Here is a 14,967-nt window from a genome sequence, read left to right on the forward strand (position 1 = left end):
CGGGTGGTCGCCTGTGGAAGTTGCCGGGCCTGCCCGGTCCAAACCGGCGCCATTCTCGAATGAATTTACCGAGAAGTCACCGGCAAAATACGGGCATCGGCAGAGATATCTCGCCACAGTCGGCCGCACGCGGGTCGGGCTTGCCGGCCGGTCAGCCGTGCCGGCCGCCTTCCAGGTAGGCGGCGCGAATCTCGGGGCGCTGCAACAACTCGGCGCCGGTACCGGCCAGCGTGATCAGGCCATTGACCATGACATAGCCGCGATGGGCGAGCTTGAGGGCGTGGTTGGCGTTCTGCTCGACGATCAGGACGGTCAGGCCGTCCTGCCGGTTCAGGGTGCGGATCGCATCGAAGATCTGGCGCGCGATCAGCGGCGCAAGGCCGAGCGAGGGCTCGTCGAGCAGGAGCAGGCGGGGACGGCTCATCAAGGCGCGGCCGATCGCCAGCATCTGCTGCTCGCCGCCGGACAGGGTTCCGCCGCGCTGGGCGTAGCGTTCCTTCAGGCGCGGAAACAGCGTGAAGACGCGTTGCAGCGTCCCCTCGCGTTCGGCCTCGGTGCAACCGGTGGCATCCGCCCCCATCTGGAGGTTTTCCGCCACGCTCATGCGCGGGAAGACGCGGCGGCCCTCCGGCGATTGCGCGATACGCAAATGCGCGATCTCGTGGGTGGGGACGTCGGTGATGTCGCGGCCTTCATACAGGATCTGGCCGGCGCGGGCGCGCGGCTTGCCGAAGATCGTCATCATCAGCGTCGACTTGCCGGCGCCGTTGGCGCCGATCAGCGCCACGATCTCGCCGGCATTGATCTCGACGTCGACGCCCTTCAGCGCCTCGATCTTGCCGTAGGCGGCGCGCAAGCCCCGGATCGCGAGCAGAGGAGAGGGCGCCGCGGTCACGATCCGCCCTCCATCACGGCTGCCGCCTCTTCCTCGTCGGCGCCGAGATAGGCAGCGATCACCTTGGGATCGTCGCGGACCTCGCGCGGCGTGCCTTCGGCGATCTTGACGCCATGGTCCATCACCACGATGTGGTCGGAGATCTCCATCACCACCGACATGTCATGTTCGATCAGGAGGATCGAGGTGCCGAGCTCGTCGCGGATCGAGAGCAGGAGCTCGCTCAAGGCCGCGCTCTCGCGCGCATTGAGGCCGGCGGCGGGCTCGTCCAGGCACAGAAGCGCGGGCTCGGTGCACATTGCGCGCGCGATCTCGAGCCGGCGCTGGTCGCCATAGGCGAAATTGCCTGCGGCATCGTCGGCGCGGTCGAGCAGATTGACCCGCTTGAGCCAGTCCGTGGCGAGATCAATCGCGCGCTTTTCGGCGTCGCGATAGCCGGGAGCGCCGATCAGGCCGAGGAAGGTGAAGCCGGAGGCGCGCATCAGAGCGTTGTGCTGCGCCACCATCAGGTTTTCCAGCGCGGTCATGCCGGGAAACAGCCGGATGTTCTGGAAGGTGCGGGCCACCTTGGCTTGCTTGGCGATGCGGAAATCGTTCAGCCGCTCCAGTGCGATCGTCCTGCCGCCGTCATGGGTGAGGCGAATGGCGCCGCCGCTCGGTTTGTAGAAGCCGGTGATGCAGTTGAAGACGGTGGTCTTGCCGGCGCCGTTCGGCCCGATCAGCGCGGTGATCTTCTTCCGCTCGGCGGCGAAAGAAAGGTCCTGCACGGCAACGATGCCGCCGAAACGCATGGCGAGCCGGTCGACGCTGAGAATCTTGTCGCCGCTCATCCGTGCCCTTCCTTGACGAGGTCGGAGGAGATTGCTTTCGCCTTGGTCAGATACACGGTGGGTGCGCGATGGCCGATCAGGCCGCGCGGCCGCCAGATCATGATCAGCACCATGGCCATGCCGAACACCAGCATGCGATAGCCCTCGAGGCCCCGGAACAGCTCGAAGCCGCCGATCATGGCGAGCGCGGAGAGCGCGACGCCGAGCTGCGAACCCATGCCGCCGAGGACGACGATGGCGAGCACCAGCGCCGATTCCTGGAAGGTGAAGGATTCCGGGCTGATGAAGCCCTGCCGGGTGGCGAAGAACGCGCCGGCAAAGCCGCCGAACATCGCACCCGTCGCGAACGCCGTGAGCTTGGTGGTCGTGGTGTTGATGCCGAGCGCGCGGCAGGCGACCTCGTCCTCGCGCAAGGCTTCCCAGGCCCGCCCGATCGGGAGGCGGCGCAGGCGGATCGTCGCCCAGTTGGTGAGCAGCGCCAGCGCCAGGATCAGATAGAACAGGAAGACGATGCGGTGCGTCGGCGAATATTCGATGCCGAGCCTGGCGGCGAGCCCGTCGTCGCTGTTGTCGAGCGGAATGCCGAAGAACGTGGGGCGGGGAATGCCGGAGACGCCGTTGGGGCCGCCGGTGAGATCCTGCCAGTTGATGATGACCAAGCGGATGATCTCGCCGAAGGCGAGGGTCACGATGGCGAGATAGTCGCCGCGCAGGCGCAGCACGGGGAAGCCGAGCAGCACGCCCCAGAAGGCGGCGAGGATGCCGGCGAGCGGCAGGCAGATCCAGAACGACCAGCCGAAATTGGTGGCGAGCAGTCCGTAGGAATAGGCACCGACCGCATAGAAGGCGACGTAGCCGAGATCAAGCAGGCCGGCGAGCCCGACCACGACGTTCAATCCCCAGCCCAGCATGACATAGGTAAGCACCAGGATCGCGAGGTCGAGGATGTAGCGCTGGTTATAGAAGATCACCGGCACCAGCAGCGTGAAGATCAGGAGCGCCGGCGCGAGGTAGCGGCCGATGAACGATATGCCGCTCTGCACCGCCGGCGGCACCAACTTCTCGGCGCCGGTCGGGCCGATCCATTGCCGAAGCAGCTCGATCACGATCGAGCCGCCGAACACGGCGGCGACGATGGACGCGAGATCGCCGAAGCGGGTCCAATAGGTGAGCTGGCCGGAGGAGCCCGCCTCGGTGCGGATGCCGATCATCAGCGAGAACAGCACCAGCGCGATCAATGCGTTGATGAAGGCCGTCTTCAGGAGAGCGGGGATGCCAGTTGCAGGTTTGGCCGTGTTGGTCGAGGGAGCTGTCACGCGCGCGACCGTCAGACTTTTTCGACTTCGGGACGGCCGAGCAGGCCGGTCGGCATGAAGATCAGCACCACGATCAGGATCGAGAACGCTGCGACGTCCTTGTACTCGACCGAGAAATAGGCCGACCAGAACGTCTCGATCAGGCCGATCGCGAGGCCGCCGAGCATGGCCCCCGGCAGCGAGCCGATGCCGCCGAGCACGGCAGCGGTGAACGCCTTGATTCCGGCGACGAAGCCCATGAAGAAATCGACGAGGCCGTAATAGAGCAGGTACATCAGGCCCGCGACCGCGGCGAGCGCGGCACCGATCACGAAGGTCATGGAGATGGTGCGGTCGACGTCGACGCCGAGCAGCGCCGCCATGGTCTGGTCCTGCTCGCAGGCGCGCATGTCGCGTCCGAGCCGGGTGCGCGATACCAGCCAGGTGAAGATCGCCAGCAGCACGATAGTGGTGACCACCACCATGATCTGGATGTTGGAGAGCTGGATCACGAAGCCGTCCGTGCTCTCGTGCAGGGTGTAGCCGCCGGTGATGAAGGGCGGGATCGGCTTGACGCGCGCGCCCTGCGCAACCTGCGAATAGTTGGTCAGCACGAAGGACATGCCGATCGCCGACAGCATCGGGGCGAGGCGGAAGGAATGGCGAAGCGGCCGGTAGGCGATGCGTTCGATGGTCCAGCCATAGAGCGCGGTGATCGCCATCGAGACCAGCAGCACGACCAGCAGGATCAGCGGGATCGTGGTCAGTCCGAACGAGATCAGGATCAGGAAGGTGATCAGGGCGATGAAGCCGCCGATCATGAAGACGTCGCCATGGGCGAAGTTGATCATGCCGACGATGCCGTAGACCATCGTGTAGCCGATGGCGATCAGGCCGTAGATCGAGCCCAGAACGAGACCGTTGATGAGCTGCTGGGCGAAATAATCCATGGGCTGCCGTACCAAACCTGACGCGGGCTCAAAGGGAGCTCTTAGGAGAGTGGGTTTCTTGGGCCGTTTCTTGGGCCCCGGCAGCCCCTAAGCATTCTTCCGGATTTGTAACAGGAGGGAACTGGCGGCTGCAACAGCTCACGCTTCGACAGAAGGTCTTGTACAGAGCTCATTTAGCCGTCGGTTCCGCAACTGCGAGGAACCGGGTTCCTCGGGCAACCAAAGCGGATGCCGGCCGTTATCTCGCCTCTGACGTCCAACAAGGGAGTTCCCCGAATGACGAAGCAGCAGAACCAGAATCCGGGTCAGCAGAGTCAGAACCCCGGCCAGCAGCGCCCAGGTCAGCAGCCGGGCCAGCAGCAGGGCGGCGGTCAGAAACCCGGACAGCAGCAGCAGAACGATCCGATGCGCCAGGGCGATCGCCCCGGCCAGCAGCAGGGCGGCCAGCAGGACAAGTAATTTGGGAGCCCGAGAACGAAGGGTATTGAGGAGGGCCCCGCCGCAAGGCGGGGTCTTTTTTGGGCAGTTGCTTGCCGCGTCATTCCGGGATGGCGCGTTGGCACCAGGCCCGGAATCTCGAGATTCTCAGATGCGCAATTGCGCACCATAGCTCAATGCTGCGCATTGCCCCGGAATGACGGGGGCAGGGCAGTTAAGGTAAACAAAGGGTTTAAATTGCCGCCACAGTCTGATGCGAGTTAGCTCCCGGCAAAGCCTTCCCAGCGGAAGGCGCGTGGTCGACGAAGCGGGAAGCGGCATGTTCAGGAATTGGCGGATCGGCTCGGTCAACGGCGCGCTGCTGGCGGCCTATTTCATTCCGGCCTGGACCATCGTCGCCTTCAACATCATCGTCGCACCGGTGCATGGCCTCTACGAGCGGCCGAGCGTCGCCGTCGCGCTGTTCCTCAGCGACCATCTCCAGATGGCAGGGATGAGCACGGTGCGCGCGGCCTGGCTGCTTGCGCTGGGCCGTCTCACCGTGGTCGCGTTCTTTGCGATCTATCTCGCTCTGCTCTGCGTCCCCCGAACCCGCAAGTCCGGCGGCAGCGATGAGGCGCTCGGGATTGCGCTGGCGATCGGCAGCCTGATCTCGTTTGCCAGCATGGTGATGGCTTCGAAGGTCGGCGAGATGGCCGCGCTCCGGCTGCACGCCACCGAGCTGCTGCTGCTGCTCGGTGCTGCCATCGTGATCCTGATCGAGCGGCCCGAGGCTGCTCCGCAGATCGTCGAGACCCCTGTCGAGATCCCTGCGTCGCTAGGTCTTGAGCAGGCCGAGCTCCTGCACAATCGCTGAGGCTTCCTTGACGGCGTGGTTCGCCGCCGGCACGCCGCAATAGATCGCCTGCTGCAGCAGGATTTCCTTGATGTCGTCGGGAGTGAAGCCTCCCTCCGCGAGCGCCGCACGCACATGCAGGCGAAACTCGTCCCATTGCCCGAGCGCGACCATGGTGCCGATCACCAGCACACGCCGCGTGCGCTCGTCGAAATGCGGACGCGTCCAGATCTCGCCCCAGGCGTAGCGGGTGATCATGTCCTGGAAGTCGGTGTTGAACGAATTGCGGTTCGCGATCGACTTGTCGACCCAGGCATTGCCCAGCACCTTCCGTCGCACGTTCATGCCGGCATCGCGGCGCTTCTGGTCGTCCATGGTGTTTCTCCGGTGAGTCATTCCGGGGCGCCTCGAAGAGGCGAACCCGGAATCTCGAGGTTGTGAATGCCGATCGGGATTCTCAGGTGCGCAATTGCGCACCATAGTTCGATGCTCCGCATCGCCCCGGAATGACGATGGGGGCGATCAACGCTGCGTCAAAAATCCCACCACCGCGTCGGTGAAGGCATGCGGCTGCTCGACGTTGGAAATATGCGCGGCGTCGATGATGGTCATGCTTGCGCCCGGAATATTCGAGCGGATCAACTCGCCCGCCGAGATCGGCGTCGCCATGTCGTGGCGGCCGGCGATCACCAATGTCTGGCTCTTGATGTCAGGCAGCAGCGCGCGCTGGTCGAGCGTCGACAGCGCCTCGCAGCAGGCGAGGTAGCCTTCGACGGGGGAGGCGAGCAGCATCGACTTCATCCTCGCGGTGATCTCAGGCTCGCGCTCGCGGAAGTCCTGCGTCAGCCATCCCGCGATCACGGCATCGGCGACCGCGGCGATGCCGCCCTTCTTCACGGCGTCGATGCGCTCCAGCCATTTGGTCGGCTCGGCATAGTAGCAGGAGGTGTTGGCGAGGATGAGCTTGCCGAAGCGCTCCGGCGCGTTGGCGCCGAGCCATTGCCCGACCATGCCGCCCATCGAAAGGCCGCACCAATGCACCTTCTCGATGTTGAGGTCGTCGAGGATCGCGAGCACGTCGCGGCCGAACCGCTCCATCGTGTAGGGGCCGGGCGGAACGTTGGACTTGCCGTGGCCGCGGCGGTCGTAGCGGATGACGCGGAACACCTGCGTCAGCGCCTTCATCTGAGGCTCCCACATCTGCAGCGTGCAGCCGAGCGAGTTGGAGAGCATCAGCGTCGGCCCGCCGTCGCGGCCCTCGACGGAGACGTTGAGCAGGCAACCGTCGGCATCGATCATGGGCATGCGGCGTCTCCGTCGTATTCTGCGGTTCTTATTCGCGGTCGAGGCTGTCGAGCAGCCGGTCGATCAAGGCTTGGGAAGCCCCTTGATAGGCCATCGGCTCGAACAATGCCGCAATTTTTTCCGGCGAAAGATGCGCAGTGATCTGCGAATCAGCCGACAGCACCTCGCGCAGATGCTTCTTCTCGGCGACCGCGCGCTTGCTGGCGGCCTCGATGAGATGATGCGCATCGCTCTTGCCGATCTTGTCGGCCAGCGCAAAGGTGACGGCTTCCGCCATGATCAGTCCGTGCGTCGCATCGAGATTGCTGCGCATGCGCGCAGCGTCGACGTCGAGGCCCTCGGCGATGTCGACGATGGCGGCCAGCGCGCCTGAGGCGACCAGCATCAATTGCGGCAAGGTCGGCCATTCCGCGTGCCAGGGGCCTGCGCTGCGCTCGTGGTCCTGCACCTGCGCGGCAAATATCGTCGCGGCGAGCTGCGGGGCCATGGTGGCGGCGCCCAGCGCGCTTGCGGCGGCGACGGGGTTGCGCTTGTGCGGCATCGTCGAGGAGCCGCCGCGGCCTTCGCCGGCGGGCTCGAAGGCCTCCGCGACGTCGGTCTGCATCATCAGCGAAACGTCGCGCGCGATCTTGCCGCAGGTTCCAGCCAGAATAGCGAAAGCCGAAGCGGCCTCCGCGATGCGGTCGCGGTGGGTGTGCCAGGGCGCTTCCGGCAGCGGCAGGTTCAGCTCCTGCGCGAGACGTTCCGCCACGGCAAGCCCCTTGTCGCCGAGGGCCGCGAGCGTGCCGGCCGCACCGCCGAATTGCAGCGCGAGGCCCTCGCGGGAGAGCCGCCGCAGGCGGCAGCGGGCGCGGGCGAGGCCTGCGGCATATTCGGCGGCTTTCAGGCCCAACGGCATCGGCAGCGCGTGCTGCAGCCAGGTCCGAGCCACCATCGCAGTGTTGCGATGGGTCCGTGCCAGCGCGGCAAAACCCTTGATGGCGCGGCTGAGGTCGGCGTCCAGCGCATCGAGGCCGGCGCGAAGCGTGAGCATGGTCGCGGTGTCGATGACATCCTGGCTGGTGGCGCCCCAATGCACGTAGCGCGCGGCCTCGGTGTCGGCCCTGCCGACATTGGCTGTCAGCATCTTGACCAGGGGAATCGCCAGATTACCCGATCGCGTTGCGGCCTCGGCCAGCGCCGCCACGTCAAAGGAATCGGCCTTGCATGCGGCCTCGATCGAGCCCACCGCAGAGGCTGGAATCACATCCGTGGCGGCCTCCGCGCGTGCCAGGGCTGCCTCGAAATCGAGCATGTTCTGCAGGGTCGAGCGGTCATCGCAGACCGCGCGCATGGCGGCGCTCGACAGCATCGGTGCGAGCAGGGGGGAGAGGGATGTGCTCATATTGCGCGCGACCTAATCATCATGGCCCGGCTGTGCCAATCCCCAACCGCCCGCACACGTCTTTTTGCAGTTGCGAATATGCATTGCACTTGACCGGGCGCCGCCCTTTCCTTTGCCGCGTCCCTGCGTTACTTGATCAGCACTATAAGTTACGCGATCCGGGAGGCACCCTCATGGCCATGACGATGAACGGCGAAGTCCAGCTTGCGGCGCCGCGCGAGGCCGTGTGGGCCAAGCTCAATGATCCCGAGGTGCTGAAGGCCTGCATCCCCGGCTGCGAGGAGCTCGAGAGGACCGACGACGGCGGCTTTCGCGCCACGGCGAAAATGAAGGTCGGCCCGGTGTCGGCACGCTTCAAGGGCAAGGTCACGCTCTCCGATCTCGACCCGCCGAACGGCTACAAGATCTCGGGCGAGGGCGAGGGCGGGGTCGCCGGCTTCGCCAAGGGTGGCGCGGTGGTCAAGCTGGCGGAGAAGGACGGCGGCACGCTGCTGTCCTACGATGTCGAGGCGCAGATCGGCGGCAAGTTGGCGCAGCTCGGCCAGCGCCTTATCAACGGCGCCGCCAAGAAACTCGCCGACGAATTTTTCGCGAACTTCGCCAAGGCGGTACAGGGCTGAAGGTCATCGCCTTCGGCATGGCACCTTGCGTCCCGGGCGATATTGCCCCGGGGCATAATGGCCCATATGATGGGTTGGAATAATTATAAGAACCGCTTCGACGGGACCCGTCGGGGCGCTGATAGAGAGTGCTTATGGCAAAAATCTCCCTCATCGTGAACGGCAATCCAGTCACCGCCAACGTCGATCCCCGCACCCTCCTGGTGCAGTTTTTGCGCGAGAATCTGCGCCTGACCGGCACCCATGTCGGCTGCGACACCTCGCAGTGCGGCGCTTGTGTCGTGCATGTCGACGGCAAGGCCGTGAAATCCTGCACCACGCTTGCGGTGATGGCCGACGGCCACGAGGTCAAGACGATCGAGGGGCTGGCCGCAGACGGCGCGCCGCTGCATCCGATGCAGGAGGCCTTTCGCGAGCACCATGGCCTGCAATGCGGCTTCTGCACGCCGGGCATGATCATGACCGCGATCGACATCGTGCACCGCAAGGGCAACGAGCTCGACGACCATACGATCCGGGAAGAATTAGAAGGCAATCTCTGCCGCTGCACCGGCTACCAGAACATCGTCGCCTCGATCTCCGCCGGCGCCAAGGCGATGGCGAAATCCGACCTCGCGTAACGCGCATCCCGCGATCAGGACATTCAGATGTACGAATTCAAATATTATCGCCCCGGGACCGTTCGGCAGGCCGCCAACCTCCTGGTGAAGAACGAAGACGCCAAGGTGATCGCCGGCGGTCACACGCTGATTCCCGTCATGAAGCAGCGCCTCGCCAGCCCTCCGCATCTGGTCGACCTCTCCCACATCGAGAGGCTCAATACGATCGAGATGAAGGGCCGTTCGCTGGTGATCGGCGCCACCGCCAAGCACGCCGAGGTCGCGACCTCCGCCATCGTCGGCGAGGCGATTCCGGCGCTCGCGAATCTTGCCGGCGGAATCGGTGATCCCGCCGTACGTCACAAGGGCACGATCGGCGGCTCGCTCGCCAACAACGACCCGACCGCGGACTATCCGGCCGCCGTGCTCGCGCTGGGCGCGACCATCGTCACCAACAAGCGGCGCCTCAAGGCCGAAGAGTATTTCCAGGGCCTGTTCTCGACCGCGCTGGAAGCCGACGAGATCATCACCAAGGTGATGTTCCCGCTGCCGAAGAAGGCGGCCTACGTCAAGTTCCGCAACCAGGCCTCGCGCTATGCGCTGGTTGGCGTGTTCGTGGCACGGCGTCCGTCCGACGTGCGGGTCGCCGTCACCGGCGCCGGCTCCGAAGGCGTGTTCCGTGTCACTGCGTTCGAGGAAGCCCTGAAGAAGCGCTTCGCCGCGAAGGCGCTTGACGGCATCGAGGTGCCGGCCGAGGGCCTCAACAGCGATATCCACGGCAGCGCCGAATACCGCGCGCACCTCATCGGCGTGCTGACCCGGCGCGCCGTCGACGCCGCCAACGCCAAGGAGTGAGGTGACCTCACGCCTCGGCCCAAACTTGTCCCGGTGAGGGCGTAGCGAGACTGGCTTTTTCATGACTTCAGCGGCCAATAGTTCCGGGGCCTTGCCGGCATCGGTCGATGCGATGCTCGAACTCCTGACGTCGCGCGGCTATCTCGCGGAGCGGTCGCTGGCGACGGTGACGTATCTCTCGCTGCGCATGGGCCGGCCGCTGTTCCTGGAAGGCGAGGCCGGCGTCGGCAAGACCGAGATCGCCAAGGTCCTGTCCGCTGCGCTCGGGCGGAAGCTGATCCGCCTGCAGTGCTACGAAGGCCTCGACGTCTCCTCCGCAGTCTACGAGTGGAACAGCGCCGCGCAGATGATCGCGATCCGGATGGCGGAAGCCGCCGGCGACACCGATCGCGACCAGCTCTCGAGCGACATCTTCGCCGACCGTTACATGATCAAGCGGCCGCTGCTCCAGGCGCTGGAGCCCGACGTTGCGGGACCACCGGTGCTGCTGATCGACGAGCTCGATCGCGCCGACGAGGCGTTCGAGGCATACCTCCTCGAAATCCTCAGTGACTTCCAGGTGACGATCCCGGAGTTCGGCACGGTGAAGGCGCCGGCCCCGCCGATCGTCATCATCACCTCCAACCGCACCCGCGAAATCCACGACGCGCTGAAGCGGCGCTGTCTCTATCACTGGGTCGATTATCCCGCCGCCGAGCGCGAGCTCGCGATCGTCAAGACGCGGGTGCCCGGCATCTCCGCAAAGCTGTCGCAGCAGGTCGTGCGCTTCGTCCAGGCCTTGCGCAACCAGGACTTCTACAAGTCGCCGGGCGTCGCCGAGACCATCGACTGGGCCACCGCACTGTCGGAGTTAGATGCCCGCTCGCTGACCCCGCAAGTGGTCGGCGACACGCTGGGCGCGCTGCTCAAGTACCAGGACGACATCACCCGCATGCAGGGCGACACCCTGCAGAAGGTGCTGAAGGAAGCGACGAGCGAGAATTAGTTGGGTCGTTCCCGCGCGATACGTAGTATCGAACTATGGTGCGCAATTGCGCACCTGAGAACCTCGAGATTCCGGGTTCACGCTTCGCGTGCCCGGAATGACGGCAAGGGCGATACACCATGGCCATCAACCACCTTGCCCCCGAGCAGACCGAGCAATTCGCCGACAACATCGTCGGGTTCGCCCGCGCGCTGCGCTCTGCGGGCATGCCGGTCGGGCCGGGCGCTGTCATCGACGCCATGAGCGCGCTCCAGGTGATCGACATCGGCAACCGCGCCGACGTCTTCACCACGCTGGAGGCGATTTTCGTCAAGCGTCATGAGCACGCGCTGATCTTCAAGCAGGCCTTCAACCTGTTCTTCCGCGCCTCGGAAGAGTGGAAGCACATGCTGGATTCGGTGCCGCTGCCGGACGAGGCCAAGAAGAAGCCGCAGGCGGGCTCCCGCCGCGTGCAGGAGGCGATGTCGCAGCCGCGCATGACCGAGACGCCGCAGCACCAGGAGCAGGATCTGCGCCTGTCGGTGTCCGACAGGGAGATCCTTCAGAAGAAGGATTTTGCGCAGATGAGCGCCGCCGAGATCAGCGAGGCGCTGCGTGCGGTCGAGCGGATGCATCTGCCGCAGGCCGAGCTTCTGACCCGCCGGCACCGGCCTGATGCGCGCGGGCTTCGCCTTGACCTCCGCCGCACGCTGCGCGCCTCCTTGCGCACCGGCGGCGACATCATCGACATCCATCGCCTCGGGCGGATCGAGAAGCCGGCGCCGATCGTGGCGCTGCTCGATATCTCGGGCTCGATGAACGAGTACACCCGCCTGTTCCTGCATTTCCTCCATGCCATCGGCGATGCGCGCAAGCGCGTCTCGGTGTTCCTGTTCGGCACCCGGCTGACCAACGTCACCCGCGCGCTGCGCCAACGCGATCCCGACGAGGCGCTGGCGAGCTGCTCGGCCTCGGTCGAGGACTGGGCTGGCGGCACGCGGATCTCGGCCTCGCTGCACAACTTCAACAAATTGTGGGCGCGGCGCGTGCTGAGCCAGGGCGCCATCGTGCTCCTGATCTCCGACGGGCTGGAGCGGGAGGCGGATTCCAGGCTCGCCTTCGAGATGGACCGGCTGCACCGCTCGTGCCGGCGGCTGATCTGGCTCAACCCGCTGCTGCGGTTCGGCGGCTTCGAGGCCAAGGCCCAAGGCATCAAAATGATGCTCCCGCACGTTGACGAATTCCGCCCGGTACATAATTTGAGTTCGATCCAGGAGCTGATCACGACGCTCTCCCGGCCGCTGCCGCCGCATCACCGCAGCCTGATCCGCTCCGCAGCTTGAGAGGCACCCCATGCTCGATCGCGACGAGGATATTCTGAAGGCGGCGGAGGACTGGCAGAAGGCCGGCCGTGGTGTCGCGCTCGCCACCGTGGTGGAGACCTGGGGCTCGGCGCCGCGCCCGGCGGGCTCCAGCCTCGTCATCAACGACGAGGGTACATTCCTGGGCTCGGTCTCCGGCGGCTGCGTCGAGGGCGCCGTGGTCACCGAGGCCATGGACGTGATCCAGAGCGGCAAACCGAGGATGCTGGAGTTCGGCGTCGCCGACGAGACCGCCTGGAACGTCGGGCTGTCCTGCGGCGGCACCATCCGCGTCTTCGTCGAGAAAGTCGGTTAGCTGTGAAGCTCGCAATCCTGCACGAACTCAATGCCGAGCGCGCCGCGCGCCGGCCGGTGATCCTGGTGACCGACACCGAGGGCGGCGAGCAGCGCCTGGTGAAGGCGAAGGATTTTGCAAAAGATCCCTTGCGCGCCGAACTCGATAAGCAACTCCGCATGGGCAAGAGCGCCAATGTCGAGGCCGGCGGCAAGAAGCTGTTCCTCAACGTCTACGCACCGACTGCAAAACTCGTCATCGTCGGCGCGGTCCATATCAGCCAGGCCTTGGCGCCGCTGGCGCGCTCGCTCGGCTACGACGTGACCGTCGTGGATCCGCGCACGGCGTTCGCCAGCCCGGAGCGCTTTCCCGACGTTCCGCTGGTTGCCGAATGGCCCGACACCGCGCTGCCGCCGCTCAATGTCGATGCCTACACGGCCTTCGTTGCGGTGACGCACGATCCCAAGATCGACGATCCCGCGCTGCTGCACGCCTTCGAGCGCGGCTGCTTCTATATCGGCGCGCTCGGCTCGCGGAAGACGCACGCCAAGCGCGGCGACCGGCTGCGGGCGCAGGGCGCCAAGGAAAGCGACATCGCGCGCATCCACGCGCCCATTGGACTTGCGATCGGTGCGGTCTCCCCGTCCGAGATCGCGGTGTCGATCATGGCGGAGATCACAGCGGTGCTCCGCCTGCCTCCCAAGGAAAAAGAAGAAGCGGCATGAAGTTCGGCCCGGCGAGCCCCAAGGATGCAATCGGCGGGGTGACCGTCCACACCCTGCGCCAGGGACCGCTGGTGCTGAAGAAGGGCACGACGATCGGGCCTGCCGAGGTCGAGCAGCTCACGCGGGCCGGCATCAAGGACATCGTCGTGGTGCGCATGGAGGCGGGCGACGTCTCCGAGGACGTTGCGGCCGCCGGTATTGCGCTGGCCGTCGGCGGCGAGGGCATTCATGTCGAGCGCGCCTTCACCGGCCGCGCCAATCTGTTCGCCGCACGTCCGGGCGTGCTGGTGATCGACCGCGCCGCGGTCGACCGCATCAACAACATCGACGAGGCCATCACCTTTGCGACGCTCACCGCTTACAAGCCGGTGGTCGAGGGCGAGATGGTCGGCACCGTCAAGATCATCCCGTTCGGCGTCGAAGGCAGTTTGCGCGATGCCGCGGTGAAGGCCGCAGGCAAGGACGTGCTGAAGATCGCGCCTTACGTGATCCAGCGCGTCGGCGTGGTCTCGACGCTGCTGCCGGGCCTCTCATCCAAGGTGATCGACAAGACGCTGCGCGTCACGGCCGAGCGGCTCGCACCCGCCGGTGCCAGCATCATCGCCGAGCGGCGGGTCCAGCACGACGAAGCCGCGCTGTCGGCGGCGATCAAGGAATTGCTCGGCTTGGGGGCCGAGCTCGTCATCGTGTTCGGGGCCTCCGCGATCGCCGATCGCCGCGACGTGATTCCGGCGGCAGTCACGGGGATCGGCGGCGAGATCGAGCATTTCGGCATGCCGGTCGACCCCGGCAATCTCTTGCTGATCGCGCGGGCCGGCGACGTTCCGGTGCTGGGCGCACCGGGCTGTGCGCGCTCGCCGGTCGAGAACGGTTTTGACTGGGTCTTGATGCGGCTCCTCGCCGGCATCAAGGTGACGCGCTCCGAGCTGATGGGCATGGGCGTTGGCGGCCTCCTGATGGAGATCGTGACGCGGCCGCAGCCGCGCGCACAGCCCGAGACCGAGGGCAACAGCCAGGTCGCCGCCATCGTGCTCGCTGCGGGCCGTTCGACCCGGATGGGCGGGCCGAACAAGCTGCTCGCCGAACTCGACGGCAAGAAGCTGGTGCGGATCGCGACCGAGCAGGCGCTGGCCTCCAGGGCATCCGAGGTGATCGTGGTCACCGGCCACCAGACCGAGCTGGTGGAGCAGGCGCTGCAGGGCCTGAAGGTGCGGTTCGTCAAGAATCCGGATTTCGCCGGCGGGATCGCCAGCTCGGTCAAGGCCGGCATCGCTGCCGTCCCTGAAGCTTGCGACGGCGCCGTGGTGTGCCTGGGCGACATGCCGCTGATCGATGCCGGCCTGATCGACCGTCTCATCGACGGCTTTGCGCCCGACCGAGGCAATCTCATCGTCGTGCCCGTGAGCGAGGGCCGCCGCGGCAATCCCGTGCTGTGGTCGCGCCGCTTCTTCAGGGAGTTGATGACGCTCGACGGCGACGTCGGCGCGCGGCATCTGATCGCCAAGCACACCGAGGCGGTTGCCGAAGTACCGGTCGATGGCGAGAGTGCCTTCCTCGATATCGACACGCCGCAGGCCTTGGAAGCGGCAAGGCGGGGATAAAGGTGCCGTAGGGTG

Annotated in this window: 17 protein-coding genes; 10 read left to right on the forward strand and 7 right to left on the reverse strand. The window is 65.8% G+C overall.

Going from position 1 to position 14,967, the window contains the following annotated elements:
- Window positions 1-151: 151 nt before the first annotated feature.
- The 4 genes from GA0061098_RS34850 to GA0061098_RS34865 are packed head-to-tail and all read right to left on the reverse strand — an operon-like array spanning window position 152 to window position 3,970.
- Window positions 152-895, reverse strand: a complete 744-nt coding sequence (locus tag GA0061098_RS34850; protein WP_091965930.1) for an ABC transporter ATP-binding protein — start codon at window positions 893-895, stop codon at window positions 152-154.
- A complete protein-coding gene (locus GA0061098_RS34855) occupies window positions 892-1,725 on the reverse strand; it encodes an ABC transporter ATP-binding protein (protein ID WP_091965931.1) in 834 nt (277 codons plus the stop codon). The genes GA0061098_RS34850 and GA0061098_RS34855 overlap by 4 nt, the downstream gene beginning before the upstream one ends.
- Window positions 1,722-3,041, reverse strand: a complete 1,320-nt coding sequence (gene livM / locus GA0061098_RS34860; protein ID WP_091965932.1) for a high-affinity branched-chain amino acid ABC transporter permease LivM — start codon at window positions 3,039-3,041, stop codon at window positions 1,722-1,724. The genes GA0061098_RS34855 and livM overlap by 4 nt, the downstream gene beginning before the upstream one ends.
- Before the next feature lie 11 nt (window positions 3,042-3,052).
- Complete coding sequence (locus GA0061098_RS34865) at window positions 3,053-3,970, reverse strand: ABC transporter permease subunit (protein ID WP_091965933.1); 918 nt, start codon at window positions 3,968-3,970, stop codon at window positions 3,053-3,055.
- A gap of 276 nt (window positions 3,971-4,246) precedes the next feature.
- On the opposite strand from GA0061098_RS34865, the gene GA0061098_RS45325 reads away from it, so the two are divergent.
- Both GA0061098_RS45325 and GA0061098_RS34875 read left to right on the forward strand, forming a co-directional pair.
- Complete coding sequence (locus GA0061098_RS45325; RefSeq protein ID WP_018316535.1) at window positions 4,247-4,429, forward strand: hypothetical protein; 183 nt, start codon at window positions 4,247-4,249, stop codon at window positions 4,427-4,429.
- Between the two features lie 298 nt (window positions 4,430-4,727).
- Window positions 4,728-5,264 carry a hypothetical protein gene (locus GA0061098_RS34875; protein ID WP_091965973.1) on the forward strand — a complete coding sequence of 179 codons (537 nt, stop codon included), beginning with the start codon at window positions 4,728-4,730 and terminating at the stop codon, window positions 5,262-5,264.
- On the opposite strand, the gene GA0061098_RS34880 is transcribed toward GA0061098_RS34875, so the two are convergent.
- The 3 genes from GA0061098_RS34880 to GA0061098_RS34890 form a co-directional block, all read right to left on the reverse strand.
- Entirely contained in the window at window positions 5,226-5,618 is a 393-nt protein-coding gene (locus GA0061098_RS34880; RefSeq protein ID WP_091965934.1) for a carboxymuconolactone decarboxylase family protein, read from the reverse strand. The genes GA0061098_RS34875 and GA0061098_RS34880 overlap by 39 nt on opposite strands.
- Window positions 5,619-5,765: 147 nt before the next feature.
- Window positions 5,766-6,548: a 3-oxoadipate enol-lactonase gene (gene pcaD / locus GA0061098_RS34885; protein ID WP_091965935.1), complete on the reverse strand. Its 783-nt coding sequence runs from the start codon at window positions 6,546-6,548 to the stop codon at window positions 5,766-5,768.
- 28 nt (window positions 6,549-6,576) lie between these two features.
- Window positions 6,577-7,932 carry a 3-carboxy-cis,cis-muconate cycloisomerase gene (locus tag GA0061098_RS34890; RefSeq protein ID WP_091965936.1) on the reverse strand — a complete coding sequence of 452 codons (1,356 nt, stop codon included), beginning with the start codon at window positions 7,930-7,932 and terminating at the stop codon, window positions 6,577-6,579.
- Between the two features lie 173 nt (window positions 7,933-8,105).
- Between GA0061098_RS34890 and GA0061098_RS34895 the strand changes: the two genes are divergently transcribed.
- The 8 genes from GA0061098_RS34895 to GA0061098_RS34930 all read left to right on the forward strand — a co-directional run bounded on the left by GA0061098_RS34895 (window position 8,106) and on the right by GA0061098_RS34930 (window position 14,952).
- Window positions 8,106-8,552, forward strand: coding sequence for an SRPBCC family protein (locus GA0061098_RS34895; protein ID WP_091965937.1), 447 nt, complete (start codon window positions 8,106-8,108; stop codon window positions 8,550-8,552).
- 134 nt (window positions 8,553-8,686) lie between these two features.
- Window positions 8,687-9,172, forward strand: coding sequence for a (2Fe-2S)-binding protein (locus GA0061098_RS34900; RefSeq protein ID WP_026201687.1), 486 nt, complete (start codon window positions 8,687-8,689; stop codon window positions 9,170-9,172).
- 27 nt (window positions 9,173-9,199) lie between these two features.
- Entirely contained in the window at window positions 9,200-10,006 is an 807-nt protein-coding gene (locus tag GA0061098_RS34905) for an FAD binding domain-containing protein (RefSeq protein WP_091965938.1), read from the forward strand.
- A 61-nt stretch (window positions 10,007-10,067) separates the two neighbouring features.
- The gene (locus GA0061098_RS34910) at window positions 10,068-10,991 is read left to right on the forward strand and encodes an AAA family ATPase (RefSeq protein WP_091965939.1); all 924 of its coding nucleotides are present in this window, start codon (window positions 10,068-10,070) and stop codon (window positions 10,989-10,991) included.
- Between the two features lie 119 nt (window positions 10,992-11,110).
- Entirely contained in the window at window positions 11,111-12,313 is a 1,203-nt protein-coding gene (locus GA0061098_RS34915) for a vWA domain-containing protein (RefSeq protein WP_091965940.1), read from the forward strand.
- Window positions 12,314-12,323: 10 nt separating this feature from the next.
- Window positions 12,324-12,647 (forward strand): XdhC family protein, encoded by a 324-nt coding sequence (locus GA0061098_RS34920; RefSeq protein WP_007602422.1) that lies wholly within the window; start codon window positions 12,324-12,326, stop codon window positions 12,645-12,647.
- A 2-nt stretch (window positions 12,648-12,649) separates the two neighbouring features.
- Entirely contained in the window at window positions 12,650-13,351 is a 702-nt protein-coding gene (locus GA0061098_RS34925) for an XdhC family protein (RefSeq protein WP_091965941.1), read from the forward strand.
- Window positions 13,348-14,952 carry an NTP transferase domain-containing protein gene (locus GA0061098_RS34930; RefSeq protein ID WP_091965942.1) on the forward strand — a complete coding sequence of 535 codons (1,605 nt, stop codon included), beginning with the start codon at window positions 13,348-13,350 and terminating at the stop codon, window positions 14,950-14,952. Before GA0061098_RS34925 ends, GA0061098_RS34930 begins: the two co-directional genes overlap by 4 nt.
- Window positions 14,953-14,967: the final 15 nt, after the last annotated feature.

This window comes from Bradyrhizobium shewense, from assembly GCF_900094605.1.
GTDB classification, from domain to species: Bacteria; Pseudomonadota; Alphaproteobacteria; order Rhizobiales; family Xanthobacteraceae; genus Bradyrhizobium; species Bradyrhizobium shewense.